The organism is Arthrobacter sp. 05T444, assembly GCF_056395905.1.
Genome location: NZ_JBFTKK010000009.1, coordinates 155,297 through 180,491, shown reverse-complemented (window position 1 = coordinate 180,491; position 25,195 = coordinate 155,297). Strand labels below are relative to the sequence as shown.

The window sequence follows — 25,195 nt, the reverse complement described above, 5'->3', positions numbered from 1 at the left end:
CGGCGAGGGCGAGCCGGCGGCGGGCTTCGCCGATGCTGATCCGGAGCCGGACCCGGAGGTATTCGGCGGTGTTCCGGCACCCGTCATCGGCAGGCACAGACCGCACCCGCGCCGGCCCCGGCGCTGTTCCCGGCGCCGCGGCTGCGGACATCGCTCCGGATCCGGAGACGTCCCCCGCGGTGTCGGTGCCGGTGCCCCAGCCGGTGGTCCAGCCTGTGGCTTTGGCCGCGGGTCCGGCGGCGTTAACCGCCTCGGTGCGGGTCCGTTCCACCGCGGCCGCGGCGAGCAGCTGAAGGTGCTCGGCCCGGCGGGAGAGCTCCTCGGTCAGGTCCGCGAAATCCGCCGCGTTACGGAAGGAGGTCAGAGCCAGTTCATCCGGCACGCTGTCGGCTGTGGTCTCCGCCAGCGCCAAGCACTGCCGGAGGCAGTCAAAAGCACCGCCGTTGGACGAAGAAGTGTCCGCAACGGCGGTGCTGGAAAGTTGGCCAGGGGCACAAGTCCCTGGATCCCGGACGCTGCGCAACGGATTGGTACGCGGGCCGGGCACTGCTGCCCGGCCCGCGTTACCAACGCTGCGTCCCCCAATGGCTTCCATATGAAAACTCTGCCAGAGGGGTCTGACAATTAAAGCGGGCGTCTAAAGCGGGCGCCTAAAGTCGGCGCCTAAAGCGGGCGCCGAACTTCAGTACCCAGCTTGGCTGAGGGGCTGGGCTGTTCGGCTAGTGCCTTTCAGGGTCCACGTTGGTGGCAGCCCCGGCCGGAGTGGCGCCGCCTTCATCGGACCAGTCCTGACCCGATGAGTCGTTCAATGCGGGGTCAGACTCAACGTCTGAAGTACCAAGGTTTACTGTCTCCGGGTGAGTACTGTGTGCGGGGACGTCCCCGCTGTCCAAAGTGTCGCCGTCGGGCGTGCCGCCTGAACCGGACGCGGCGCCGCCTGAGGAGTAGGTGCCGGACTTGGTGTCGCCCGATTTGGAAGCGTCGCGGTGCATGGCCGAGCTAAGCACTGTCCCGGCCCGACGCGCTGCTTCGGAGAGCTGGTCGCCCATGTCGGGTGCCTTTTCCTTCACAGCCTCGGTGGCCGCAGTGACCTTGTCCTGAACCGGTTTGCTGTCCCAAATGCTGGTGGCGCGGGCTTTGAGTTTGTCGTACGCTGCCCGGCCGGACCTGGATCCGAGAACGTAGCCTGCAGCAATTCCGGCGCCGAAGAGAAGTTTGGATTTCATGATGAACTCCTGCTCTTGAGAGGGATATGTACGATGTGGAAAGTTCAGCCTCTGAGGGAATCAGCTAAGAAAACGGCCCCGGGAAAGTGTCCCGGGGCCGTTTTCCAGCCAAGGTCCGACTAGCGGACGCTGCGGCGGGTGATCATGCCGTAGACCAGCAGGACGACGATTGCCCCGCCGATGGCCAGCAGCCACGTTGACAGCGAGAAGAACTCGTTGATTCCCACGCCGAAGAGCGCGCTGCCGATGAAGCCGCCGAGGATGGCTCCTACTACGCCAAGCAGAAGCGTGATGAAAATGCCGCCACCCTGTCGGCCGGGGAGGATCGCCTTAGCAATGGCTCCGGCAATGAGGCCCAGAATCAGAAATGCGAAAAAACCCATTTTTATCGTTCCTTCTTCTTCATAAAGGAGGCACCCGGTATGCCGGGTACGCTTCGTCCTTCTCCCCAATACTAAACATGCTTACTATTTTTCTGCCAGTCGGTTTGAGGAGAAACTCTCCTGCGGAGGGTTGTTCCCGCCGGCCTCAATGCCCTTGGACGTCTGAGTTCACGCCCGCCTCTGGCCCTTCATCCAGCGTCTCGATGGCCGTCAGATCTTCCTGGTCCAGGGTGAACCCGAAGACGTCGATATTCTCCTTCATGCGTTGCAGACTGGAGGACTTTGGGATGGCCACCAAGCCTTGGTGAACATGCCAGCGGAGCACTATCTGGCCCTCGGTTTTGCCGTGTTTTCTGGCGATTCTTGTCAGCACTGGCGCAGACAACAGGCCTGAACCTGCCCCGAGCGGGCTGTACGATTCGGTGACTATCCCGTGGTGCTCGTGATAGGCGCGGTCCGCAGAGCGCGTGACCGAGGGGTTGAGTTGGATCTGGTTCACTGCGGGAACCACATCAGTTGCCCACATGAGCTGTTCAAGGTGGGACGGTTTGAAATTCGACACGCCGATTGAACGGGCTTTGCCCTCATTCTGAAGCCGTTCAAAGGTCTTCCACGTCGAGATGAAATCGCCACGCCGGGGCAGCGGCCAATGGATGAGGAGCAGGTCCACGTAGTCCATGTTCAGCCGCCTGAGCGCGCCCTCCAGGCCTGCCACCGCCCTGTCCTCACCTTGGAATTCGCCGTCGAGCTTGGTGGTCACGAAGAGCTCGTCGCGGTCCAATCCACACCCGCGAATTCCCTCGCCCACCCCGGTTTCATTGCCGTATTTCACGGCGGTGTCGATATGCCGGTACCCGGCTTCCACGGCATGTACGACGGCGTCCGCCACCTCACGGTCGTTTAGCGGCCAGGTGCCAAGTCCAATCTGTGGTATCCGGTGGCCATCGTTCAGGTCGATTGCCGGTGAGAGTGCCATGCGCAAAGTCTTTCCTATGAGCAGCCGTTTGCACAGAGCCAATTGCGGTGCTCCGCTGCCAGAGCCGGTTGTTGCTACGATGAGCGCGAGGGGGCATATGGAGGTCTTGGCCAGGCGCCGCGCGATGACGGATGCGGCAATAGCGATGGCTGGTTTTCTTGTGGCCGGGAGTTGGCTTATGGCCACTTCGGCTGCGGATTCAGGATGGCTCTACGCGGCGCTGTCCGCTGGCGTCGCGGTGGTGGGAAACGCTGCCGTCTCAATCCTCAGGCGCAAGCCGCCAATGATCACTCCCGCAGATCGGGTCACGCTGGTCCGTGCTGTTCTGGCGGCATGCTGCGCAGCAATGGCCGTTCCCGCACTCTTCAGTGACCGCTTGCCCGGCGTCCCGTTCATCGTCATAGGCAGCGTGGCTTTCCTGCTTGATGCCGTGGATGGAGCAGTGGCGCGGCGTTTCGCCTGCGCATCCCCTGCAGGGGCACGACTGGACGTTCAAACAGATGCCGCCTTGGTTCTCGTACTGTCCGTCGCCGCAGTGGGAAGTTTCGGCCCGTGGGTCCTGGCTATCGGGCTGATGTGGTACGCCTTTATAGCGGCCGGCCGGCTCCGGCCTGCCCTCAGGGGAACGCTCGGCGTGAGCCGGCTCCGCAAGGTCATCGGCGCCTACCAGCCATTTGCGTTTCTGCTGGCGCTAACACCGGGCGTGCCCGCGGGGATCGGCGCCGCCGCCGTCATCCTTGCCCTCGTGACGCTGGTGGCCTCTTTCGGCCGAGACATCCTCGAGCTGGAGCGGACCCGCGGCAGGGATGTTGGCTTGGAGTCCGGACAAGAACTGGTGAACTGACCGCCTGCCTGAGATCGGCAGCCCTGAGTGAAGCTCTGGACTAAGCGGCAAGGCGCTGGTATCCCTTGGGTGTAGCGGGAACGAGAGAAATATGCGGCCAAGTTTCGTGGCCACACCCGATGGCACCCCGTCCAGCAAAGGATCCTGACCATGAGTGAAACGCCCGACGATTCCCAGCAGGATTCCACCCGGGACCCACAGGAGAATCCCTCGGAGGGATTTCCTTTCGACCCCACGCAGAACCCGCCCTTGGAGGATCCCGCAGTTCCTCCGCAGGATCCGCCGGGACCGCCTACGGGCCCCGACGGCGAACCCGACGATCCCGCCCTGGAGGACCCGCAGCGCCCTCCGGCTCGTTAGCGGTAGACGACGATAGCAGTGCATGCGGCCGCGCGGGAGTCCGACGCCGGCCCGGCCCGGCCCGGTCAGCGGCGCGGCCCACCGGTGAGCCAGCGCCAGCCCGTCACCAGGCATAGTCTTCGGGTGCGGTGCGGTGCCCCGGGAAGATGGCGTCCAGGCGCTTGAGTGCGTCACCGTTGAGCGTGACATCCAGGGCCCGGATGGCGGCGTCGAGCTGTTCCTGCGTGCGGGGGCCAACGATAGGGGCCGTCACCGCCGGTTGGTGCAGCAGCCAGGCGAGCGCCACGTCGCCGGGTTCGTGGCCCAGCTCTTCGGCGAAGTCCTCGTACTCCTGGATCTGGTCGGAGTGCTTTTTAAGTGTTTCCTGCGCGCGCCCCTCAAGGCGCCGTACGCCATCGCGCTCCTTCTTCAGCACGCCGCCGAGAAGGCCGCCGTGCAGGGGGGACCAGGGAATGATCCCGAGCCCGTATTGTTCGGCGGCGGGGATGACTTCAAGTTCCACATTCCGGGTCAGCAGGTTGTAGATGGACTGCTCGCTGACCAGGCCCGTGTAGTTGCGCCGGGCAGCGGTCTCCTGCGCCTGCGCAATATGCCAGCCGGCGAAGTTACTGCTTCCTGAATAGAGGATCTTGCCCTGCTGGACGGCCACCTCGATGCCCTGCCAGATCTCGTCCCAGGGAGTGTTCCGGTCCACGTGGTGGAACTGGTACACGTCGATGTAGTCGGTCTGTAGGCGCTTCAGGCTCGCGTCGAGGGCCCGGCGGATGTTGAGTGCCGAGAGTTTGGACTCGTTAGGGCGGTCTGTCATGGTTCCGTACAGCTTGGTGGCCAGGACGGTGCGTTCGCGCCGCTCGCCCCCTTGGGCGAACCACCGGCCGATGATCTCCTCTGTCCAGCCGCGATGACCGGTGCCGCCGTAAACATTGGCGGTGTCGAAGAAGTTGATGCCGGACTCCTGCGCGGAGTCCATCATCGAATGCGCTGCGGCCTCGTCGGTTTGAGGGCCGAAGTTCATGGTGCCGAGGCACAGGCGGGAGACTTTCAGGCCGGAGCGGCCCAGATGGGTGTACTGCATGGTCGTGGTCCTTAGGGCTAGAACTGGGAAAAGGCGGCGACGGCGGGATCCGCGCCCACCCGGGTACCGGCCTCCAGTGCATTGATTGATTCGACATCCGCGGCGCTCAGCGAGATGGACGCGGCGGCGAGGTTCTCACGCATACGAGCCGAGTCAGCGGACTTCGGAATCACAATGGTTCCCGCCGCGAGGTGCCAGGCCAGGATGATCTGCGCGGGCGTCGCGCCGCGGTCCTCGGCAAGGGCAGTGACGGCCTGGGCGTTCAGGTCGGCGCCTTGGCCGAGGGGGCTATAGGCCTCGACGGCAATGCCGTGGGAGCGGCTCTTCTCGGCCAGAACCGACTGCTGGAACGTGGGATGAAGCTCGACCTGGTTCACGGCCGGAACGATGCCGGCCTTGGCCAAGAGCGTATCCAGGTGGTCCTCCAGGAAGTTCGACACGCCGATGGCACGGATATTGCCTTCAACGTAGAGCGCCTCCATGGTTCGCCACGCTTCCGTGAACAGGCCTTGCGACGGCACAGGCCAATGGATGAGGTAAAGATCAATGACGTCCAGGCCGAGTGCTTTGCGGCTGTTTTCAAAGGCTTCGGCAGCAGAGCCCTGTTCGCCGTTCCGAAGCTTGGTAGTGATGAAGAGTTCCTTGCGGGGGATCCCTGAAGCCGCGATGGCCGCTCCGACGCCTTCTTCGTTGCGGTAAGCGGCCGCCGTGTCGATGTGCCGGTAGCCGGCCTCGAGGGCGTCTTCCACGATCCGCTGGGTCTCTGCCGGCGGCACCTGGAAGACACCGAACCCCAGCTGGGGGATGGTGACGCCGTTGTTCAGCGTGACCCCTGGTATTTCGAGGCTCTGAGCGGCAGGGGTGGTGGATTCGGGTGTCTGGGACATGGCTGTTCTCCTGGGTATTTTCGGAATCTGCGTATGTACAGAATCGGAAGGCTCTTCATCGAGCCTATGCATCAGGGCCGCCGCCGTCAGCAGATGTGCCTGTCCCTGTTTTTCCTAGGACTGGCAGTCCTACCTTCGTTGTAGAAAGCACCGCCCTGGCAAGTGCAGAATGGAGGGCATGGGTCAGAGCGCTGAGTTTGGAAAATTCCTCAAGGCAATGCGGTCGCGGTTGAAGCCGGAAGACGCCGGCATAGCCGACGGGTCCAGCGCGAGGCGGGTGCCGGGGCTCCGACGCGAAGAAATCGCGCGGCTCGCAGACGTCAGCACCGACTACTACACGCGGCTCGAGCAGGGCAGGAACATCCACCCGTCACGGGCCGTGCTGGATTCAGTAGCCAGGGCGCTCAAGCTCGACGCCGGCGAGCAGGCGCACATGATGGATCTCCTGGAGCACTGTGCTGAATCCGCCCGTTCTCCCGTTCCGGCCCAGGGCGTGCGTCCCGCAGTGCGCCAGCTTCTGGAGGCCGTGGGCGACGTTCCCGCCCTTGTCCTTGGCCGGCGCACGGATGTGCTCGCCGGCAACCGGCTGGCATTCCTGCTGTTTGCGGATTTCCCGGAGCTGCCGCCGGGCGAGCGGAACCTGACGCGCTGGCTCATCCTGGATCCACGGGCGCGTGAACTCTTCCGCGACTGGAAGACGGTGGCCGCCGAGGCGGCAGGCGCGCTGCGCGTCGACGTCGGCCGGCATCCCAGCGACGCCCAGGCCAACCAGCTGGTGGGGGAGCTGGCGGTGCACAGCGAGCACTTCCGGCAATGGTGGGCGGGGCACCGGGTTGCCACCCGGTCGGCCGGCAGCGTGCGGCTCCACCATCCCGCCGTCGGGGACCTTGAACTGAACTTTGAAAACCTGATCCTTCGGGACGATCCTGACCAGGTGCTCCGGGTGTTCTCAGCGAAGCCGGGCTCCCCGTCCGCCGACGCGCTGGCCCTGCTCGGCAGCCTGGGCGCCCGCGCAGAGGGGGAAATTGCGACGGCGGAGGACGCTTCCACCGCTGCCGAACCGCAGCCGTCAGGTGCTCCGGGCGACCGCCCCGCCGCAATGAGGGCAGCCGAACAGCCGTAGGGCGCCAGAGCGTTGTGCTGCTGCCCAGCCCACCGGAGGGATTCTAGCCATCCGCCCATTGGGTCTGTGCTGCCGCCTTTCTAGCCTTGGAGGAGAACTTCTTCGACCACCAAGGATGACATTCAACGATGAAACGCATCGCACTGCTCAGGGAACGCCACGCGCCGTCCGCATCGACAGGAACCCACTGCCCCGCATCGGGCCTGTGGACCCCGGATGAGTCGCCGCAGGAAACCCACACGTTCTTTGAAGGCCAGGTCCTTCCCGCTTTCCAGGGTGCACCCACCGTATGGCGCCGCCGGTCCGTAGGCCAGGAATCATGATGCGCGAGGCGGGGCTGCCCCAACGTCCCGCCACGGCCGCCGCACGGCTTGCGCCGAACCGGTGGGCGGAATTGGCGCCCGGCGAAGCGGTGTGGGTCGAAAGCGACGGCTACGGCTTCGATGCCGCACACGTGGACGAAGTCTCCGAGCACCACGAGATGCTCTGGGTGGAGTTTGCCGGACGGGGCCGCCGCCTCTTGTGCGGCGGCGACGCCGTCCAGGTGTGGACCAGGGACTGAAACAGCAGCTAAACCGCCTGGGCTGGCGGCTGGGGTCAGCGCTCCAGCCGGAAGCCGAGCTTGATGGTGACCTGCCAGTCGGCGACCTTGCCGTTGTCGAGGTGGCCGCGGATCTCCTTGACCTCGAACCAGTCAAGGTTCCGCAGTGTCTTCGAGGCCTCGGCTATTCCGTTGCGGACGGCATCGTCCACGCCTTCGTTCGAAGTCCCGACAATTTCAGAAATGCTGTAAGTGTGATTAGACAACTTCGCTCCTCGTGATCGCCATCGATACCCGGCTGCGGGCCGTTCCTGCAGAGTATCGGAAGGAGCGTCCCGGAACTAGGTTTCCAGGGGGTCAGGCTTCCAGGACGTAGCTCCTGAGGTCGTCAAGGGTCTGCTGCATATGGGCGTCCATGGCATCCCGTGCCCGCAACGGATCGCGGGCGGCCAGGGCCTCGTAAATGTTCTGGTGGTGGCCGATTGCGTGTTCCTGGATCTGCGGCACCTCGGAAGTTTCCGTGCGCCGCTTCTCCAGCACGCGGTGCAACGGCTCGAACAGGACCGCCACAAAGACGTTCTCGGAGGCATGAAGTATCAGGTCGTGGAAGGCGAGGTCGGCCGCCACGAACCGGGCAAGGTCGTTGGCATGGTGGGCTTCGCGCATGTCCTCAACGCGGCCGCGGAGTTCCTCCAGCTCGGCATCGGTGATGCGCTGCGCAGCCAGTTCGCAGGCACCAGTTTCCAGCATCCTGCGCAGCTCGATGAGCTGGATCGCCGCCGCGGGTCCGTTCTGCCCCTCGGAGGCTGCACGGAGCACGGCTTCCAGTGACGACCAGCGGTTCAGCGGGTTCACGAACGTTCCGCGGCCGCGTTCCACGCTGAGGATGCGCTGGGCCTCGAGGGTCTTCATGGCCTCGCGGACCGTCATTCTGCTGACCTCGTGGCGTGCGCTGAGCTCCAGCTCACCGGGGACGCTCGCGCCGGGCGGAAATTCCCCGGCAATAATGCGGTCCAGGAGCTCGTCAGCTACGACTCCCACCAGTGATTTGCGTGCCATTTTCCCCGTTCAGCGTTTCTCGCCCCATATGCCTGACAAGTCTACTTGCGCACGTCCTGTGCGTTATGCCACACTAGCAGTCAAACGACAGATGTCTGACATCTGACAAAGTTCTGTTCGCAATATAGTTTCGACACAACGGAGTGCACTGTGCCCCTAGAAGCAGACATCCTGGCCGCCTACCCCGCGGAGCTCCAGATCCCCGCCCGGCAGGTAGCCAGCGCCCTGGCCGCCTCCGTTGCGGCGTCCCCGCGTGTGCTGGTGGTCCTCGACGACGACCCCACCGGAACGCAGTCGGTTTCCGATCTCCCCGTGCTCACCCGCTGGGAAGTCGAGGACTTCACCTGGGCCTTCACTCAGGGTAAGGCCGCAGTGTACGTGCTCACCAACACCCGAAGCTTGGATCCGGCGGAAGCCGCGGCACGAAACGAAGAGATTGTGCGCAATGCCCTTGCTGCCGCGCATGCGGGCGCAACTGACGGCGAGGCAGCAGTCCGGCTCGGATTCGTCAGCCGCAGCGACTCGACGCTGCGCGGGCACTTTCCGCTCGAACCCGACGTCATCGCCGCCACTGTCGCCGCCGAGAGCGGCGAGGAAACGGACGGCGTCGTGATTGTTCCTGCCTTCCCCGACGCCGGACGCGTCACCATCGGCGGCATCCACTACATGCGCGGAACCGGAAACGACGCCGGCCAGCTCACCCCGGTTGCGGAGACCGAGTTCGCCAAGGATGCGACATTCGGGTTCGCCAACTCCGAAATGGCAAAGTACGTGGAAGAGAAGTCGCAGGGCCGCTTTGCCGCGGACTCTGTGATCGTGCTCGACCTCAACATCATCCGCGCGGGCGCCGCCGGCAATGGCGACGCCGGCGACCCGGACGTGTCCGCCAAGGCCATTGCCGACGCGATTGAGCCGGCCACCGCCTCAACCCCGATCGTGGCGGACATCGTCACCGAAAACGACCTCCGTGCCCTCGCCCTCGGCTTGGAAGAGGCCGAACACCGCGGCAAGAAGCTCCTGTACCGCGTGGGTCCGCCCTTTGTCCGTGCCCGGATCGGGCAGGAGATCCGGAGCGAGCTCAGCGGTGAGGAAGCCTACGCCGGCAACGTCCCCTCCGAGGCCGGCGGCCTGATCGTCGTCGGTTCGCACGTGGGCGTGACAACGCGGCAGCTGAAGGTGCTGACCGACCAGCACAGCGCGGCCCGCATTGTGGAGATCGACGTCGAGAAGCTGCTGGGGGACGGCGCCGACACCTACCTCGACGAGACGGTGGACGCCGTCGTTGAGGCCCTTCACAGCGGCGACGTCATCGTCCACACGAGCCGCCTGCTTATCAAGACTGACGACCCGGCCGAAAGCCTCCGGATCGCGCGTACTGTCTCTGCCGCCGTCGTCGCCGTGGTCAACCGGACGCTCAAGACCTTCCCGCCGCGGTTCGTCATCGCCAAGGGCGGCATCACGTCCTCCGACGTGGCTGCCCATGGACTGGAAATCCGGCACGCGATAGTCCGCGGGCCGATGCTGCCGGGCATCGTCAGCCTCTGGGAACCGGTGGACGGCCCCGCCAAGGGAATTCCGTACATCGTGTTTGCCGGCAACGTGGGCGACGACGAATCCCTGGCCCAGGTCACCCGCAAGCTCAGCAACACTTTCTAGCCAATTCAATGGAGAACACCATGACCTCGACCTACAAAGTCACCGTCCTCGGCCTCGGCGCCATGGGCCTGCCGATGGCCACCCGCCTCGCCAGCCAGCTCACCGTCCACGGGTTCGACATCGCCGAACCCCGCCTGCGCCTGGCCGAGGAGTCCGGCGTGCGCACCTTTGCCTCGGCGCGCGAGGCCGCCGAGGACACTGACGCCCTGCTGCTGGCCGTCCGCAACAGCGAGCAGCTCAACGACGTCCTGTTCGGTGAGAACGGCGTAGCGTCCGTGCTTAAGAAGGGCGCCGTCGTCATCCTGACCAGCACCGTCGGTACCGAAGCGATCCCGGCCACCGTCAGCCGCTTGGCGGCATACGGTGTGGCGCTTATCGACGCACCGCTGTCCGGCGGTCCCAAGCGGGCCGGTGAAGGGGACCTGCTGATCGTCGTCGGCGCCGAGCCCGCCGCGCTCGAGTCGGCTCGTCCCGTCCTGGAACTGCTCGCCTCCACCCTGACCGTTGTGGGCGACAAGCCCGGCGACGGCCAGGCCCTGAAGACCGTCAACCAGCTCCTCTGCGGAATCCACATCGCAGCCGCCGCCGAGGCGATGGCGCTGGCCGACGCCCTGGGCCTGGACCAGGCGAAGACCCTCGCCGCCCTCGAAGCCGGTGCCGCCGGTTCCTTCATGCTTTCCAACCGCGGCCCGCGCATCCTGGAGGCCTACAGCGAGGATGGCGCCGAGGTGCTCAGCCGTCTGGACATCTTCGTCAAGGACATGGGCATCGTCGGCAAGGCAACCCGTGCGGCTGGCCTCGCCACCCCGGTTGCCGCCGCCGCCGAACAGCTCTACCTGCTGGGCCAGGCGCACGGCCTCGCTGCTGCCGATGATTCCGCGGTCATCAAGGTTGTGGCTCCCACCAAGCGCACCGCCGCACTCTGATGCGCGCGAGGCTCGACGAGCTTGTAAGCTCTGCTCTCCAGCAGGGCGCGGCTGTACCCGCCTTCACGTGCTACGACTTCACCACCGCGATGGCGGTAGTCGGCGCAGCCGAGGAGACGGGCCGCGGCGTCATTCTGCTCGTGGCGCCCAAGACTGCAGCCACCGCGAACGGACTGAGGCTCATCTCAGCGCTCCGGGGCCTGGCCGACGCCGCGTCGGTGCCTGTCGCCGTGCAGTTGGACCATGCCTCAGACCGCCAGGTCATCGTTGCGGCGGTTGTGGCCGGGGCGGATTCCGTCCTCGTGGATGGCTCGTCCCTGCCGTACGAGGAGAACATCGCGCTGGTTCGCGAAGTGCGGGCAGCCCTGGACGCACAGGGGAACGCCGACGTCGTGATCGAAGCGGAGCTGGGGGGACTCGCCGGTGATGAGGACCGGGCGTTCGGCGCCGATTCGGACGCAGATGCGTCCGGCAGCGAGGTGGCCGGCCTCACCGACTCCGCACAGGTGGAGGACTTTGTGGCCCGGACCGGCGCCCAGCTGCTCGCCGTGGCGGTGGGCAACGTCCATGGAAAGTACAAAGGCAAGCCCGAACTGCGCTGGGATGTCCTGCAGGACATCGCCGTGCGCACGCGCATCCCTCTGGTGCTCCACGGAGCATCCGGAATTCCGGCCGGGGAACTGGCCAAGGCCCCGGCCATGAACGTGGGCAAGGTGAACTTCAACACCGAGCTCCGGACCGGCGTTCTTGAAACGCTGGAGACACAAACTGCTGCGCACCGGGCAGACGGCGAGAACCTCCAGGGTCTCCTGGCCCGCTGGAACGACTCCGCCAAGGACTTCGCGACGTCGGCCCTGGCCATGTTGAGCCGCTGAAATACGTTTGAGCTGACGCCTCGAAGCACAGGGGGAGGGGAGGCTAGGATCGAGCCATGATCCCGGCCTCCCTCGTCTTTGCACTCGTCGCGGCACTCCTGCACGTCTATATCTTCACGATGGAGTCGCTCACCTGGGCCCGGCCGGCCACGTGGAAGCGCTTCGGGGTCGCATCGCAGGCCGATGCCGAGACCACGAAACCACTCGCGTACAACCAGGGCTTCTACAACCTGTTCCTCGCACTCGGCGCCTTCGCCGGGATCGCGGCAGTGCTATTCGGCCAGCCTCGCGTGGGCTGGACGCTCATCTTCAGCAGCTGCGGTTCGATGTTCCTCGCCTCCGCCGTCCTGGCCTTGAGCGGCAGGAAGTACCTCCGCGCCGCCGCGACGCAGGGCACTGCGCCGTTGCTCGCCGTCGTGGTTGGCGTCCTGGCGGTGCTGGCCGGCTAGCTTCGTGGCGGCTCAGCGCCGCTCAGGCGCCGCCGCCCCACAGCGCCTTGCGCAGCAGTGCCTTGAGCTGTGCGGCTTCGTCATCTGCCAGCCCAGACAGCGCTTCGGACTCCGCCCGGCCGGCGGCCTCGGCGGCCTGCGCCTGCAGCCGGCTCCCCGCCGCTGTGGCGGTGACCGTCTTAGCCCGGCGGTCCTGCTTGCCGGGGGCCCGCACCACAAGTCGGCGCTTTTCCAGCTCGTCCACAAGCGCCACGATTTGGCTCGGGTCAAGGCTGAGGAAGTCGGCCAGTTCACGCTGCGTGGGCTCGAGGCCGCTGTTGGCAAGGATCAGCACGGAGTACGAGCGCTCCTTGAGGTCGAACTCCGCCAGCGCCCGGTTGTTCAGCACCGACCCCGCCGCGTGCAGCTTGGCGAGCAGGAAGCCCAGGTCCTGACTGATGGACGCCGCGACGAGCGTGTCTGCCGGCTCTGTCTGCTGCCCGCCCTGTGTCTCGATGCTCATGCCCACCTCCGATAGTTCTCAAAATAAATCGTTGACTTTTTCAACTATCCATATTTTCATGGATACAGAACAGCATCGCATGCCGGACGGCAGGATGCACGGTCAGCTAGCAAGGGAGCAGCGATGAGCCTGTCAGGAAAAGTAGCAATCGTCACGGGAAGCGGCCGCGGACTGGGCCTCGCCTATGCGAGGGAACTCGCCCGCCAGGGTGCCGCCGTCGTCATTAACGACGTCGACGGGGACGTCGCCGGCGAAGCCGTCAGGACCATCGAGGCCGACGGCGGCCGCGCAGTGGCCGCCGTCGCTCCCGTGGGCAGCACGGAGGCCGCCAAACTGCTGGTGCAGACAGCCGTCGACGCTTTCGGCCGGCTGGACATCCTGGTCACCAACGCCGGAATCCTGCGGGACAAGTCCCTGCTGAAGATGACAGATGAGGATTTCGACCTTGTCATCAACGTCCACCTGCGCGGCACCTTCACCTGCGTCCGGGAAGCGTTCGGTTACTTCAAGGAGAACGGCATCGCGGGCCGGATCATCACGATCGGTTCGCCCACGGGGCAGCGCGGCAACTTCGGCCAGACCAACTACGCCGCAGCCAAGGCGGGCATCGTGGGCATGGTCCGCACCTGGGCGCTGGAAATGAAGAAGGCGGGCGTGACCGCCAACGCCGTCATCCCGGTGGCTGCCACTGCCATGACCAAGACAGTCCCGTACTTCCAGAAAGCAGTGGAAGCGGACGAGCGCAGCGAGTCCATGCCGGCGTTCTTCCGCCGCGAGCTCGGCTTCGGAACGGCCGACGACGTCTCCGGACTGGTCGCGTTCCTCGCCTCCGATGAGGCGGCGGGCATCACCGGCCAGGCGATCGGCGCCGGCGGCGACCGCCTGCAGGTGTGGACGCACCCGGAAGCCGCGGCAACTGAGTACCGTGAGGGCGGCTGGGGATACCAGGACCTCGTGGAGAACTTCAGCTCGCTCTTTGGGGACAAGCTGCAGAGCGTGGGCGAGGAATTCCTGCCGCTGCCCGAAGGCCTGAAGCCCGACACACGTCCTGCCCAGAACCAGGCAGCGGCTGCGAAGGTCGGCTAGCCGTGGCTGCAAACCGCTACGAGCTCGGCATTGACGCGGCCAAGCTGGACGCGATCGACATGCACGTCCACCTCGAAGTGGACGGCCACGGCCACGAATCGCTGCCGCCGGCCCTGACCGAGGCCTCCGCGAAGTACTTCAAGTCCGAGGACCGCAGCCCGTCGCTGGACCGCATCGCCGAGGTGTACCGGGAGCTGAACATGGCCGCCGTCGTGTTCACCGTGGACGCCAGCACCCAGCTCAAGCACGAGCCCAACAGCATCGAGGACCTCATCGCCGGGGCCGCCCGGAACAACGACGTCCTCATCCCGTTCGGCAGTGTCGATCCCCGCACAGGCGCCGAGGCCATCCAGGGCGCCAAGCGCCAGGCCATCGACCTGGGCGCCCGCGGCTTCAAATTCCATCCCAGCCTGCAGGGCTTCGACCCCTCCAATGAACAGTTTTACCCCCTGTGGGAGGCTCTCCAGGAACTGGGCCTGCCGGCCATCTTCCACACCGGGCAAAACGGCATGGGCGCCGGGCTGCCCGGCGGTTACGGCATCAAGCTGGCGTATTCCAACCCGCTCCTGCTGGATGCCGTGGCAGCGGACTTCCCGGAACTGCAGATCATCATGGCTCACCCGTCCGTGCCGTGGCAGGACGAGGCCAATTCGATCGCCACGCACAAAGCCAACGTGTTCATCGACCTGTCCGGATGGTCACCGAAGTACTTCCCGGAGTCGCTGGTGCGCATGTCCAATTCGGTGCTGCAGGACAAGGTCCTGTTCGGCACTGACTTCCCGCTCATCACGCCGCAAAAATGGCTCGGTGCCTTCGCGGACCTGCCCCTGAAGGACGAGGTCCGGCCCAAAATCCTCAAGCACAATGCAGTGCGCCTGCTCGGATTGGGAGCCTGAGATGAGCCTGGATACCGGCCTGGCCCCGGGGCATAGGGCCGTGGTGGAGGAACGCCTCTACGGTGTCTGCGACTATTACGACGCCGAGTCCCTCCTCAGCGACGACGAGCGCCGCGTGCTGGGACGCCTGCGGAGCTTCCTCGATGAGAAAGCCCGGCCGCTCCTGGCGGAGTACTGGGAGCGCGGGGAATTCCCGCAGCAGCTCGCACAGCCGCTGGCTGACCTGGACCTCATGGAACCAGCGGAACTCACAGGCGCCGGCCCGGACCGCAGCCCCGCCCGGGGCATCTACCACGGCTTCCGGATCTTCGAGCTGGCCCGCACGGACGCGTCGCTGGCCACTTGGTACACCGCGCAAGCCGGACTGTTCCGCACAGCCGTCCGCGTGGGGGCCTCGGCGGAGCAGCAGGCTGAATGGATGCCGAAAGTCATCGACTTCTCGCTCAAGGGCGTCTTCTCGCTGACCGAACCGGAGTCCGGCTCCGACATTGCAGGCGGGCTTTTAACAACGGCCCGGCGCGAGGGGGATTCCTGGGTCCTGGACGGCGCCAAGCGCTGGATCGGAGGCGCCGCGACGGCGGACGTCCTTGCGGTGTTCGCCCGCGACGTGGCCGACGGGCAGGTCAAGGCCTTCCTGGTTGACCGTGAAGCCGATGGCGTGACGCTGGAGAAAATCCACGGCAAGACGGCATTGCGGATGATGCAGAACGCCCACACCACCCTTGAGGGCGTCCGCGTGCCGGAATCCATGCGGCTGCACAGCGTGAACTCCTTCAGGGATGTGGCCGCGATGCTCCGGGCCATGCGTTCGGACGTCGCCTGGATCGCCGCCGGCATCCAGGCCGGTGCCTTCGAGGCTGCTTTGCGGTATGTCACGGAGCGCCGGCAGTTCGGCCGGCCGCTGGGATCCTTCCAGCTGGTCCAGGAAAAGCTGGCCCGGATGCTCGGCAACGTCACGTCCTCTCTGTCCCTGGTGGTCCGGCTGACCGAACAGCAGGCGCGGGGCATCTACCGCGACCAGGACTCCGCCCTGGCCAAGATGCAGACGTCCCTGCTGATGCGGGAAACCGTGGCCCTAGCCCGCGAAGTGGTTGGTGGCAACGGCATCACCCTGGCCTCTGACGTCGCACGGTTCCATGCCGACGCCGAAGCCGTCTACTCCTACGAAGGCACCCACGAAATCAACGCCCTGATCGTTGGCCGCGCCCTCACAGGCGAAAGCGCCTTCACCCGCTAAGCCGTACGAACTGAACGTACTGAACCGGACGACAACTGAACTCCACAACGGCAGCGCCGTGCCGCCGTCGTACTTCCGCAATCCCAAAAACCGCCACAGGAGGCACAAATGCCCAATCTCGTCGTCGACTTCGACAAACTGCTCACCCTCGCCGGAACCGACCTCGGCGTGACCGAATACCGCGAAATCACCCAGGAACAGATCAACAAATTCGCCGATGCCACCGGTGACGACCAGTGGATCCACGTGGACGCCGAACGAGCCAAAGACGGCCCGTTCGGCGCCGCGATCGCGCACGGTTTCCTCACGCTTTCGCTCATTATCCCGTTCTGGGGAGAGCTGTTCGACGTCGACGGCGTCACCACGAAGGTCAACTATGGCCTGGACAAGGTCCGCTTCACCTCACCGGTGAAGGTCGGTTCGCGGATCCGCATGCAGGCCACCATCGCCGAGGTAAGCGAGGTCAAGGGCGGCGCCCAGATCAAGGTATCCAACACCATCGAAATCGAAGGCCAGGAACGCCCCGCCGTCGTAGCTGAGTTCCTCGCCCGCTTCTACAAGTAGGCCGCTTCCACAAGTAGCCCGCTGCTACGAGCAGTCCCGCTTCTGGAGGCAGCCCGCGTCAAGGACGAAGCGCCGCCTCCACCCCCTTCCACCCACCCCTCTGCTTTAAGGAACAACGATGTCCCAAATATCGCAGCTTCAGGCCATGGACACTGCCAGCCGGCGCAAAGAGGCGCGCACCGTCATTGCCTCCAGCTACCTGGGCAGCACCATCGAGTACTACGACTTTCTCCTCTACGCCACAGCTGCGGCCGTGGTCTTTCCCAAGGTCTTCTTCTCCGGCATGGACGACTGGGTGGGTGTGGTGGCGGCGTACGGAACGTTCGCTGCCGGCTACGTGGCTCGACCGCTGGGCGGCATCATTTTCGGCCACTTCGGGGACAAAATGGGCCGAAAGGGCATGCTGATCATCTCCATGCTGGTCATGGGCCTGGCCTCCACGCTGATCGGGCTGGTTCCAGGCGCCTCCGTGGCTGGCCCGTGGGGCGCCGTAATGCTCGTAATCCTGCGCGTCTTCCAGGGCATCGCGGTAGGCGGCGAATGGGGCGGCGCTGCCCTGATGGCCTTGGAGCATTCCGAATCGGGCAAACGCGGCTTTGCCGCTTCCTTCGTCAATGCCGGCGCTCCGACCGGTGCCGTCCTCGGCACGTTCATCATGGGTGCTTTCTCCTCGCTGCCCAACGACCAGTTCCTTGCCTGGGGCTGGCGAGTGCCGTTCCTGCTGTCTTTCGTGCTGCTCGGCGTGGGCATGTTCGTCCGGCTCAAGGTGTCCGAGAGCCCCATCTTCAAGGCGGCCCTTGAACAGGAACGGCTTGAACAGGGGAAACACGCAACGGCCGCGGCCAAGCAGGGGATTCCGCTGCTCCAGGTCATCCGCAAGCCCAAGACCCTGATCTTCACCATGCTCGCGGGCGCAGCCGGTTTCGCGCTGCAGGTAGTCCTGGCCACGTTCGCCGTCACGTTCGCGGTTTCCAAGGGCGCCGACAGGCAGGGCGTGCTGTATGCCTACGCGGCGGCCTCACTCATCTCCATCGCGTTCGTTGTGATGGGCGGACGGCTCTCGGACAAACTGGGGCGGCGGCCTGTCATGATCGGCGGGCTGGTGCTCTTTATCCTTTACCTGGTGCCGATGTTCCAGCTGCTGTCCTCCAACAACATCGCGCTGATCTTCGTTGCCTTCACCGTGGGCCTCATGATCCACTCCACGCTGTTCGGCCCGCTCGCTGCGTTTGTCTCCGAACAGTTCGGCACCACGTCCCGCTACACCGGTGCGTCGCTGGGCTACCAGCTCGCCACGCTCCTGGGCGCAGGGTTCACGCCGGGCATCGTGGCGCAGATTTTCAAGGACTCGGGCCAAAACACGGCTTCGGTGGTTTGGTACCTCGCCATCATGTCGGTTGTTTCCATCGTCTTCATCCTGCTCACCAAAGAACCGAAGAACAACGATCTGCAGACCGTGAAGCTCTGACCCGCCTCCGCAGGACTACCTTGAGATAAGAAAGGACCAACGATGGAGAATTCAGGCATCGGTTCGTGGCTGCGACGGCGCAGCCCGAAGTCCGGCACCAAGACCGCCCTCATTTCCGGGGACCATGAACTCAGCTACGAGCAGTTGGCCGAACGAGCCGACCGGCTCGCGAACGCCCTGCGGGACCGGGGCGTGGCCCAGGGGGACAGGGTTGGTTACCTCGGCGAGAACCATCCAGCTTTCCTGGAAACGCTCTTCGCCTGTGGCCTTTTGGGTGCCATCTTTGTTCCGCTCAACACCCGGCTGGCGCCTCCGGAAATCCAGTATCAGCTTCAGGACTGCGCAGCCGGGGTCCTGATTTACGCCGAAAGCCTCAGCGACCTCGCCGCCCGCGGCGCCGCCGGGACGGCGGTGGGCAGGCTCATCGCCGTCGACGACTCCGGGGACGGCTCAACTGGGGGCGGCCCAACCGCCGCCGACCGTCCCGGTGATTCCGCACCGGCCACCGACCAAACCACTTCCGGCGGGAAGAGCCGGGCTGCCGGGCAGCCGGCGCGGGAGGAGTACCGCGACGTCGTGGCTTCCGGTGCGGCGCAGCCCCTTGATGAGGCCGTCGGCCTGGATGACGGTGCCATGATCCTCTACACCTCCGGCACTACGGGTCGTCCCAAGGGTGCCCTGCTCACCCACGGCAACATCACGTGGAACTGCATCAACGTCATTGTGGACTTTGACTTCTCATCCGCCGACGTGGCCCTGATGATTTCACCGATGTTCCACGTGGCATCCCTGGACATGGGTGTGCTTCCCACCCTTCTCAAAGGCGGGACAGTAATCCTGGAAGCCAAATTTGATCCCCAACGGGTCCTGCAGCTCATCGGACAGCACAGGGTCAGCACCATCAGCGGCGTTCCCACCACGTACCAGCTGCTCTGCGAGCATCCGGACTGGGCGACGGCGGACATCAGCTCGCTGAACAAGCTCACCTGCGGCGGTTCCGCGGTACCCCTTCGCGTGCTGGAGGCCTACGAAGCGCGGGGACTCAGGTTCTCCAACGGCTATGGCATGACTGAAACGGCGCCGGGGGCCACGACCCTCCCGGTGTCCCGGTCCCGGGACAAGGCTGGCTCCTCAGGCCTGCCGCATTTCTTCACCGACATCCGGATTGCGGACCCGCTCGGGAATCCCTCTCCGGCCGGAACAGTCGGGGAAATCCAGATCAAGGGACCGAACGTCATCCATGAATACTGGAACCGTCCCGAAGAATCGGCAGCCTCCTACGCCGACGGCGGGTGGTTCAAATCCGGCGACATGGGGTACAGGGATCCGGACGGTTTTGTCTTTGTCTCTGACCGGCTCAAGGACATGATCATCTCTGGCGGTGAGAACATCTACCCGGCGGAAGTGGAGCAGGCCATCATCGAACTTGAGGCCGTCGGAAGCGTAGCTGTCATCGGTGTGCCCGACGACAAATGGGGAGAGGTGCCCCGCGCGGTGATCCTGCTTCGCGAGGGCGCGGACCTGAGCGAACAGCAGCTCCGCGAGTATCTGGACGGCCGGCTCGCCCGGTACAAGATCCCCAAGTCGGTGATGTTCGTCAGCGAAATGCCCAGGACCGCCAGCGGCAAGATCAGGAAGGCCGAGCTGCGCCAGATGTCCAGCCAAGCCTGACCCTGCTGGCAACCGCCTTGGACCGGGCGGAGAATGGACGGTACCAAGACATTCGCCAGTTCCGCGTTTGTAAGGGGCGCCATGGAGGAATCACTGCGTCGGCCGGGGTCCGTTGCCGGTACAGCCGCGCCGGAGCGCGACCAGGCCATCGACTTGGCGCGGTTCGCATGCCTCACCCTTGTGGTGGTGGGACACTGCATGATGACCAGCCCGGTGCTGCACCCCGACGGCACGGTCACCACAGTCAACACCCTCGCGGAACAGGACTGGTTCGAACCCGTTATCTGGATCTTCATGGTGATGCCGCTCTTCTTTGTGGCCGGCGGCATCACCGGGCTGCAGTCATGGCGGCGCACGCAGGCCCGCGGCGGCAACGGCTATGAGTTCGCCCAGACGCGGCTGCTGCGGCTCATCCGGCCGGCGGCGGCGCTGCTGGCCGTGATGTTCCTCGGTTTGTGGGGTGCCCTGCTCCTTGGCGTTGCGCCCCAGGTGGTGGAACTCATGGCCAGCGGGGCCGGCATGCCGCTGTGGTTCCTCGCAGCCTATCTGGCGGCGCAACTGAACATCCCGCTCCTGGCCCGGCTCCATCGGCGCGCACCTTGGCTGACACTTTGCGGCCTGGCGTCCCTAATTGTGGCGATCGACTGTCTCCGCGGCGCCATGCCGCTGCTCGCCTATGTCAACATGATTTTCCTGTGGTGCGCCGTGCAGCAGCTCGGCTTTTTTGTGGCCGACGGTTATCTCGCCAGGCGCAGGATTTCCTGGCTGGTCGGGCTGATCGCCGCCAGCAATCTGCTGCTCCTCGTCGTTACGGGTCTGGGTCTGTACCGGAACAACATGCTGGTGAACCTGAATCCTCCCAACTTGTGCCTGCTGCTGCTCGGCGTTTCGCAGGCCGCCACGCTGCAGCTTTCCGGGCCCGTGCTGGGCCGGCTCGCTTCCATGCGGTGGGTTCGGACAGTGGTGGCATTGGTCGGCCGCCGTGCGATGACCGTCTACCTCTGGCACCTGCCCTTGCTCGCCGCCATGACCGGCTTGCTCCTGCTCACCGACTTCCCCAAGCCCGTGTCCGGAACCGCCGAGTGGTGGTGGTCGAGGCCGCTGGTGCTGCTTGGCGTTGTTGCCCTGCTATTGCCCGCCGTCGCATTGTTCGGCCGGCTGGAGGAACGGCCGACGGCGGCGCACTCGCGCGGGCGGCCTTCTGCCGCGGTGGTGACCGCCGCCGTCGTCGTCTTTATCCCCGTGGCTGACGCCGCGTTCAACGGGCTGACGCTCACCCTGCTGGGCGGGGGCGCCGCCTGCTTCACGCTCGCTGTCCTGCTGCTGGGCCGGGTGCCGGTCCGCGCGGAGGAGCCATTGCCAGCACAGTCATTAAGTGCCAATGTCGAACCATGACGGAGAACACGGTATCCACCGAGGACCAATTCACCCCGGATGTCACGACCTTCCGGAACGATGCGCTCCACCGCTACGAGCTGCACGTCGGCGGGAAACTGGCGGTCAACATCAGGATCATGGACAAACCCGGCCACGTCGACTTCATTCACACGGAGACGGCCGAAGAGTTTATGGGCCAGGGCCTGGCCAACGTGCTGGTGCACTTTGCGCTGGACGACGTCGTAGCCGCGGGAAAACGCATCATTCCGCACTGCCCGTTCACGGCGCACTACCTCCGCAAGCATGAGATTTACACGCAGTGCATCGACTGGCCGGAGGAGGCCGCCCCCAAGCTCCTCGGTACGTGAGAACTCCGCCGGATACGGCAGAACACCTCGGGACGGTCCACCGGCCTTAAGCTGGCGTGCGTGCCCCGGGCGTTGGCGCCAAGCGTTCGTGCCCGACGTTCGTGCCCGGTGCCGCGACTTGTGACGCCCGCGACAGTTCCGTACGATTAAGTCTGGGCTATGCAGTTGGCTTACGGACTTTCCCTTGGAGAATTCTTTGAATCACAAACTGCGTGTCCTGGTCCGCGTGGATCTCGATCCCGGACGTGTCACCCTCGAAATTGGTGGCTGCCTGACCCAGACGAACTTCCCCGTGCTGCTTCACCTCCTGCTCCGCGCCCAGAGGCTGGGTACCGGCCCATGCATCACCCTGGACTTCCGCGGGTCTTCGCACCTTGAGCCGTCAGTACTGTCCTACCTGCAGAACGCCGCACTGCCGGAACCGCATGACAACAGCGAACATGCGGACGTGCATCCTGAACTAGGAAATGCTGCCGCTGCTGCCCTTGAAGACGCAGACATGTTCCAACTGACCATCCTCGAACCCGACGACATCCCGGTCTGCCCCATTCATTCCGGGGACGCCGACACCGAGCTGGTACCTGGCGCGCTGCCGCCGCTGACCGGGGCGGTTGGCCACCTGCCCGCCGTGAACGGAAAACTTGCCGGGCTGGTTGAAGCGGGGAGTGCCAGATGAATGAGAAGGACCTTGCCCGATACCTCGACGAAACCGTCGATCCGGCGGCGACAGTGGCGGCGATGCCCGAATCCGCGCTCGCAGAACTGGCCGATGCCCTGTACCGGCATTTGGACACCCCCAGCCCCGCTTTCGGTGCCTACGCGTGGTACATCCAGGTCGCGGACGAACTCCAGATGCGGCGGCCGGCAGCCACCGCGCGTGAGGCGGCGGACTCCGATGATCACAGCTCCGGAGGGCTCGCCGGCCATTCCGGAGGGCTCGCCGGTACTGAGGTGCCGGCCGGATAGCTTACGCGGCTGCGGCTGAACGCGGGCACCGCACCACCCCGTCTGGTGGATCCGGGTGGATTACGACGGCGGGGGCTGCTTTTCGCGGTTGCTGCCCCACTGGGTGGCGTGCCAGAACAGGAGCCCCAGCAGGCCGAGGACTCCGGCGAACAGCAGGAAGGGTGCGAAGCTCATCCACATATAGCCCATCTGCGGGGACTCGACTGACGTTGGCGCGTTGAGGGATTCCTGAGCGACGTTGAACGCTCCGAAGGCGGCCAGGATCAGACCTGCAACAAGGACCCACAGGACCGCGATGAACGGGTTGACCGGGAAGCGGCCTCCCCGCGGGGTGAACCCTGCCCCGGAGGCCTCGGCCGAACTCCATTCGCGGGCGCCAGGGCCGTTGGCCCCGGGGCTGTGGGTCCCAGGTCCGGGCGGGGATTCGCGGCCGGGATTCGCACGACCGAAATGGGTCGGATTTCCGTGTACATCAATCTCGCGGAAGTCGATCGGGTCAGAACCGGCGTCGGGCATGTCCCCCTGCTTCCTGCCGCGCCCCGACTGTACGCCTGGGCACAGGCCCTGTTGAAACCTTGTAGGCACTCTACTCCGCGCTCCCTCCGGCAGCCACGGATTCTGCAGCGAACGGCCCGGAGGCAAACCGCCCGGATGCAATTAGGCTGGGGCCATGACACCCAGATCCGGCAGTACAGCCCTTGTCACCGGCGCCACCGCGGGACTCGGAGCGGAGTTCGCGCACCAGCTCGCGGAGCAGGGCCACGATGTGGTGCTGGTGGCCCGCGATGAGGCGCGGCTGCAGTCGGTGGCAGCAGAGCTGACGCGGCGGTTCGGAACCACGGCTGAAGTGCTGCCCGCGGACCTGACGGACGACGACGGCGTGGCCGCCGTCGTCGCGCGTCTCTCCGACGCTTCTCGTCCCGTCGAAATTCTGGTGAACAATGCCGGGATCGGGCTGCTGCACGATTTCGACCAGAACAGCATCGAGGACGAGAAGAAGCACCTGAAACTGCACGTGGAAACAGCCATGGAGCTCAGCCACGCCGCACTGCAGGGGATGCTGGAACGCGGATCGGGCAGGATCATCAACGTGGCGAGCGTGGCGGCGTTCCTTCCCCGCGGTTCATATTCGGCGGCGAAGGCCTGGCTGCTGAGCTTCAGCCGCTGGGCCAACCTCGCGTACTCCCCGAGGGGAGTAAAGGTCACGGCGGTCTGCCCGGGATTTGTCCATACGGAGTTCCACGACCGGATGGGGATGGATAAATCCGTGGCTCCCGGCTGGACCTGGCTGCGTCCGGGCAGAGTGGTCCGGGAAGGCCTGGCGGACAATGCACGGGGCAAGGCGGTTTCCATTCCCACCAAGCGCTATAAGGTCCTCGCTGCTGCCGCGCGGATCCTGCCGGACCGGATCACGGCCGGGCCCCCGAAGAAGCCGAAGGAGCCGGGGCGGGCCTCCGCCGGGAACGGATAAGCACCACCACCAGGATGCCGGTCACGGCACCTACGAGGGTCTCCACGCCGCGCTCGGCAATGAGGATGTAGGGGTCGGCCGGAGCAGCCAGCTGCGTCATGAGGAGAATGACCGGGGTGAACGAGACCATGGCCAGGCCATAGTGCCGCGTCATGAACAGCTCAGTGGTGAACTGGAAGGTGATCACCAGGAATGCGAGGACGGCGGCTTCGGCTCCCGGAAAAAGGTGCAGCAGGGCCCACGGCCCCGGCAGCAGCACGACGGCGACGATCACCAGCCCGAGCAGCGTCCCGATAATGCGGTGGATGCCGCGGTGGACGCTGCTGGGCAGGTCGGCCCCCGCGAGCGGAACGGCGGCCGCCGCCATGGCCCAGTGCGGATGGCCGCTGCCCGTGAGGACGCCGACCGTACCGGCTGCTCCCACCGCCAGTACGTAGCGCGCGGCGTGGATGACGGCCTTCCGCCGTAGCCGTCCCTGCAGCCGGACGGAGTCCCTCGCCGCGCCGGGGTTCCAGACACGGCCGCGGACCCAGCCGCCGAAACCGACGAAGAGCGAGAACGCGGCCGATCCGGCGCCGATAAGCAGGGCGCCGTACCAGGGAACTGCCGTGGGGACTGAGGCGCAGGCGCCGAGGGCGAGAATGCCGAAAAAGGGGCCATTGGGCTTGAGGCGGACTTTGTCCGAGTAGACGGAACCCACCCCGGCAAGGAGGGCTTCGATGGCTACAAGCCACCACGAATGAAGGTGGTTGACGGAAAGGAAGACACCTACCCCGACGCCGGAGAGCAGCACCAGCGCCGCCTGCAGTTGGTGCCGCAGCCGGAGCTGGTGGGGCTCATTCCGTCCGTACATCCCGGTCAGTGCCCCGAACACGGCATAGATGATCAGGTCCGGCCGGCCGCAGAGGAGAAGCAGGAATGACGGAACCGCCACGCTGACGGCTACCCGCAGTGCGGAGAGATGGTCGTTGTTGGATGGCCCCAGGCTGTGCAGCTGCCGGACGTGGCGAAGGACAGGCCGCACGGGAGCTCCTCCAACCGTCTACGCTGGCTGCCCCCGGCTGGAGCAGCACCCTAGAAAAAGTAACACCGACGGAGTGACTCCGCAGTGGTTAAGGCGACACAGTGGTTAATGCAACACAGAGCGAAGGCCCGCCCGGCGTGCCGCCCCCAAGGACAGCACGCCGGACAGGCCTTCATCACGGAGAC

At 65.4% G+C, this 25,195-nt stretch carries 30 protein-coding genes and 1 pseudogene; 20 read left to right on the top strand and 11 right to left on the bottom strand.

The features are described from left to right. The 4 genes and pseudogenes from AC1DD3_RS11330 to AC1DD3_RS11315 all read right to left on the bottom strand — a co-directional run. Positions 1 to 382: pseudogene (locus AC1DD3_RS11330) on the bottom strand (HNH endonuclease signature motif containing protein); the annotation flags it as partial. 337 nt (positions 383 to 719) lie between these two features. Then, positions 720 to 1,226 (bottom strand): hypothetical protein, encoded by a 507-nt coding sequence (locus AC1DD3_RS11325; protein WP_476881662.1) that lies wholly within the window; start codon positions 1,224 to 1,226, stop codon positions 720 to 722. Positions 1,227 to 1,345: 119 nt separating this feature from the next. After that, complete coding sequence (locus tag AC1DD3_RS11320; protein WP_230121273.1) at positions 1,346 to 1,609, bottom strand: GlsB/YeaQ/YmgE family stress response membrane protein; 264 nt, start codon at positions 1,607 to 1,609, stop codon at positions 1,346 to 1,348. A gap of 145 nt (positions 1,610 to 1,754) precedes the next feature. Next, the gene (locus AC1DD3_RS11315) at positions 1,755 to 2,585 is read right to left on the bottom strand and encodes an aldo/keto reductase (protein ID WP_476881661.1); all 831 of its coding nucleotides are present in this window, start codon (positions 2,583 to 2,585) and stop codon (positions 1,755 to 1,757) included. Positions 2,586 to 2,763: 178 nt separating this feature from the next. On the opposite strand from AC1DD3_RS11315, the gene AC1DD3_RS11310 reads away from it, so the two are divergent. Beyond that, on the top strand, positions 2,764 to 3,429 hold the full coding sequence (locus AC1DD3_RS11310; protein ID WP_476881660.1) for a CDP-alcohol phosphatidyltransferase family protein: 666 nt from the start codon (positions 2,764 to 2,766) through the stop codon (positions 3,427 to 3,429). Between the two features lie 150 nt (positions 3,430 to 3,579). Continuing rightward, positions 3,580 to 3,789: a hypothetical protein gene (locus tag AC1DD3_RS11305; protein WP_230121276.1), complete on the top strand. Its 210-nt coding sequence runs from the start codon at positions 3,580 to 3,582 to the stop codon at positions 3,787 to 3,789. A gap of 103 nt (positions 3,790 to 3,892) precedes the next feature. Here AC1DD3_RS11305 and AC1DD3_RS11300 read toward each other — a convergent pair whose 3' ends face one another. Together AC1DD3_RS11300 and AC1DD3_RS11295 are read right to left on the bottom strand one after the other, a co-directional pair. Continuing rightward, positions 3,893 to 4,864: an aldo/keto reductase gene (locus AC1DD3_RS11300; protein WP_476881659.1), complete on the bottom strand. Its 972-nt coding sequence runs from the start codon at positions 4,862 to 4,864 to the stop codon at positions 3,893 to 3,895. Between the two features lie 17 nt (positions 4,865 to 4,881). Continuing rightward, entirely contained in the window at positions 4,882 to 5,751 is an 870-nt protein-coding gene (locus tag AC1DD3_RS11295) for an aldo/keto reductase (protein ID WP_476881658.1), read from the bottom strand. Positions 5,752 to 5,929: 178 nt separating this feature from the next. On the opposite strand from AC1DD3_RS11295, the gene AC1DD3_RS11290 reads away from it, so the two are divergent. The 3 genes from AC1DD3_RS11290 to AC1DD3_RS11280 all read left to right on the top strand — a co-directional run bounded on the left by AC1DD3_RS11290 (position 5,930) and on the right by AC1DD3_RS11280 (position 7,436). Further along, positions 5,930 to 6,874, top strand: a complete 945-nt coding sequence (locus AC1DD3_RS11290) for a helix-turn-helix transcriptional regulator (RefSeq protein ID WP_476881657.1) — start codon at positions 5,930 to 5,932, stop codon at positions 6,872 to 6,874. 128 nt (positions 6,875 to 7,002) lie between these two features. Further along, a complete protein-coding gene (locus AC1DD3_RS11285; RefSeq protein ID WP_230121280.1) occupies positions 7,003 to 7,197 on the top strand; it encodes a hypothetical protein in 195 nt (64 codons plus the stop codon). Further along, positions 7,194 to 7,436, top strand: a complete 243-nt coding sequence (locus AC1DD3_RS11280; protein ID WP_476876407.1) for a hypothetical protein — start codon at positions 7,194 to 7,196, stop codon at positions 7,434 to 7,436. Before AC1DD3_RS11285 ends, AC1DD3_RS11280 begins: the two co-directional genes overlap by 4 nt. Before the next feature lie 35 nt (positions 7,437 to 7,471). Here AC1DD3_RS11280 and AC1DD3_RS11275 read toward each other — a convergent pair whose 3' ends face one another. Beyond that, positions 7,472 to 7,681 carry a dodecin gene (locus tag AC1DD3_RS11275; protein WP_230121282.1) on the bottom strand — a complete coding sequence of 70 codons (210 nt, stop codon included), beginning with the start codon at positions 7,679 to 7,681 and terminating at the stop codon, positions 7,472 to 7,474. Positions 7,682 to 7,772: 91 nt separating this feature from the next. Next, the gene (locus AC1DD3_RS11270) at positions 7,773 to 8,474 is read right to left on the bottom strand and encodes a FadR/GntR family transcriptional regulator (RefSeq protein WP_230121283.1); all 702 of its coding nucleotides are present in this window, start codon (positions 8,472 to 8,474) and stop codon (positions 7,773 to 7,775) included. Between the two features lie 150 nt (positions 8,475 to 8,624). On the opposite strand from AC1DD3_RS11270, the gene AC1DD3_RS11265 reads away from it, so the two are divergent. From AC1DD3_RS11265 to AC1DD3_RS11250, 4 genes are read left to right on the top strand one after another with little or no spacing between them, the layout of a single operon-like run. Next, positions 8,625 to 10,130, top strand: a complete 1,506-nt coding sequence (locus AC1DD3_RS11265) for a four-carbon acid sugar kinase family protein (RefSeq protein WP_230121284.1) — start codon at positions 8,625 to 8,627, stop codon at positions 10,128 to 10,130. Between the two features lie 20 nt (positions 10,131 to 10,150). Beyond that, the gene (locus tag AC1DD3_RS11260; protein ID WP_230121285.1) at positions 10,151 to 11,056 is read left to right on the top strand and encodes an NAD(P)-dependent oxidoreductase; all 906 of its coding nucleotides are present in this window, start codon (positions 10,151 to 10,153) and stop codon (positions 11,054 to 11,056) included. After that, positions 11,056 to 11,931, top strand: coding sequence for a class II fructose-bisphosphate aldolase (locus tag AC1DD3_RS11255; RefSeq protein WP_230121286.1), 876 nt, complete (start codon positions 11,056 to 11,058; stop codon positions 11,929 to 11,931). The genes AC1DD3_RS11260 and AC1DD3_RS11255 overlap by 1 nt, the downstream gene beginning before the upstream one ends. 56 nt (positions 11,932 to 11,987) lie before the next feature. Then, entirely contained in the window at positions 11,988 to 12,380 is a 393-nt protein-coding gene (locus AC1DD3_RS11250; RefSeq protein ID WP_230121287.1) for a DUF1304 domain-containing protein, read from the top strand. A gap of 22 nt (positions 12,381 to 12,402) precedes the next feature. Here the strand turns inward: AC1DD3_RS11250 and AC1DD3_RS11245 are convergent, their stop codons facing one another. Beyond that, the gene (locus AC1DD3_RS11245; protein ID WP_476881656.1) at positions 12,403 to 12,882 is read right to left on the bottom strand and encodes a MarR family winged helix-turn-helix transcriptional regulator; all 480 of its coding nucleotides are present in this window, start codon (positions 12,880 to 12,882) and stop codon (positions 12,403 to 12,405) included. A gap of 123 nt (positions 12,883 to 13,005) precedes the next feature. On the opposite strand from AC1DD3_RS11245, the gene AC1DD3_RS11240 reads away from it, so the two are divergent. The 10 genes from AC1DD3_RS11240 to AC1DD3_RS11195 all read left to right on the top strand — a co-directional run bounded on the left by AC1DD3_RS11240 (position 13,006) and on the right by AC1DD3_RS11195 (position 22,515). Further along, a complete protein-coding gene (locus AC1DD3_RS11240; RefSeq protein WP_476881655.1) occupies positions 13,006 to 13,968 on the top strand; it encodes an SDR family NAD(P)-dependent oxidoreductase in 963 nt (320 codons plus the stop codon). 59 nt (positions 13,969 to 14,027) lie between these two features. Next, a complete protein-coding gene (locus AC1DD3_RS11235; RefSeq protein ID WP_230121292.1) occupies positions 14,028 to 14,864 on the top strand; it encodes an amidohydrolase family protein in 837 nt (278 codons plus the stop codon). 1 nt (position 14,865) lies between these two features. Beyond that, positions 14,866 to 16,101: an acyl-CoA dehydrogenase family protein gene (locus tag AC1DD3_RS11230; RefSeq protein WP_230121290.1), complete on the top strand. Its 1,236-nt coding sequence runs from the start codon at positions 14,866 to 14,868 to the stop codon at positions 16,099 to 16,101. A 108-nt stretch (positions 16,102 to 16,209) separates the two neighbouring features. Continuing rightward, positions 16,210 to 16,665 (top strand): MaoC family dehydratase, encoded by a 456-nt coding sequence (locus AC1DD3_RS11225; protein WP_230121291.1) that lies wholly within the window; start codon positions 16,210 to 16,212, stop codon positions 16,663 to 16,665. A 118-nt stretch (positions 16,666 to 16,783) separates the two neighbouring features. Beyond that, positions 16,784 to 18,133, top strand: a complete 1,350-nt coding sequence (locus AC1DD3_RS11220) for an MFS transporter (RefSeq protein WP_230120083.1) — start codon at positions 16,784 to 16,786, stop codon at positions 18,131 to 18,133. A 42-nt stretch (positions 18,134 to 18,175) separates the two neighbouring features. Then, positions 18,176 to 19,804, top strand: a complete 1,629-nt coding sequence (locus AC1DD3_RS11215; protein WP_476881654.1) for an acyl-CoA synthetase — start codon at positions 18,176 to 18,178, stop codon at positions 19,802 to 19,804. Positions 19,805 to 19,885: 81 nt separating this feature from the next. After that, on the top strand, positions 19,886 to 21,199 hold the full coding sequence (locus AC1DD3_RS11210; protein WP_476881653.1) for an acyltransferase family protein: 1,314 nt from the start codon (positions 19,886 to 19,888) through the stop codon (positions 21,197 to 21,199). Next, positions 21,196 to 21,549: a GNAT family N-acetyltransferase gene (locus AC1DD3_RS11205; protein WP_230120080.1), complete on the top strand. Its 354-nt coding sequence runs from the start codon at positions 21,196 to 21,198 to the stop codon at positions 21,547 to 21,549. Before AC1DD3_RS11210 ends, AC1DD3_RS11205 begins: the two co-directional genes overlap by 4 nt. Before the next feature lie 196 nt (positions 21,550 to 21,745). Further along, the gene (locus AC1DD3_RS11200; protein ID WP_230120079.1) at positions 21,746 to 22,225 is read left to right on the top strand and encodes a hypothetical protein; all 480 of its coding nucleotides are present in this window, start codon (positions 21,746 to 21,748) and stop codon (positions 22,223 to 22,225) included. Further along, the gene (locus tag AC1DD3_RS11195) at positions 22,222 to 22,515 is read left to right on the top strand and encodes a hypothetical protein (protein ID WP_230120078.1); all 294 of its coding nucleotides are present in this window, start codon (positions 22,222 to 22,224) and stop codon (positions 22,513 to 22,515) included. The genes AC1DD3_RS11200 and AC1DD3_RS11195 overlap by 4 nt, the downstream gene beginning before the upstream one ends. Before the next feature lie 60 nt (positions 22,516 to 22,575). Here the strand turns inward: AC1DD3_RS11195 and AC1DD3_RS11190 are convergent, their stop codons facing one another. Further along, positions 22,576 to 23,031, bottom strand: a complete 456-nt coding sequence (locus tag AC1DD3_RS11190; RefSeq protein WP_230120077.1) for a hypothetical protein — start codon at positions 23,029 to 23,031, stop codon at positions 22,576 to 22,578. A gap of 154 nt (positions 23,032 to 23,185) precedes the next feature. Here AC1DD3_RS11190 and AC1DD3_RS11185 point away from each other — a divergent pair, with 154 nt between their 5' ends. Beyond that, on the top strand, positions 23,186 to 23,986 hold the full coding sequence (locus AC1DD3_RS11185) for an SDR family NAD(P)-dependent oxidoreductase (RefSeq protein ID WP_230120076.1): 801 nt from the start codon (positions 23,186 to 23,188) through the stop codon (positions 23,984 to 23,986). Here the strand turns inward: AC1DD3_RS11185 and AC1DD3_RS11180 are convergent. After that, entirely contained in the window at positions 23,925 to 25,010 is a 1,086-nt protein-coding gene (locus AC1DD3_RS11180; protein ID WP_230120075.1) for an FUSC family protein, read from the bottom strand. The genes AC1DD3_RS11185 and AC1DD3_RS11180 overlap by 62 nt on opposite strands. Between the last annotated feature and the right edge of the window lie 185 nt (positions 25,011 to 25,195).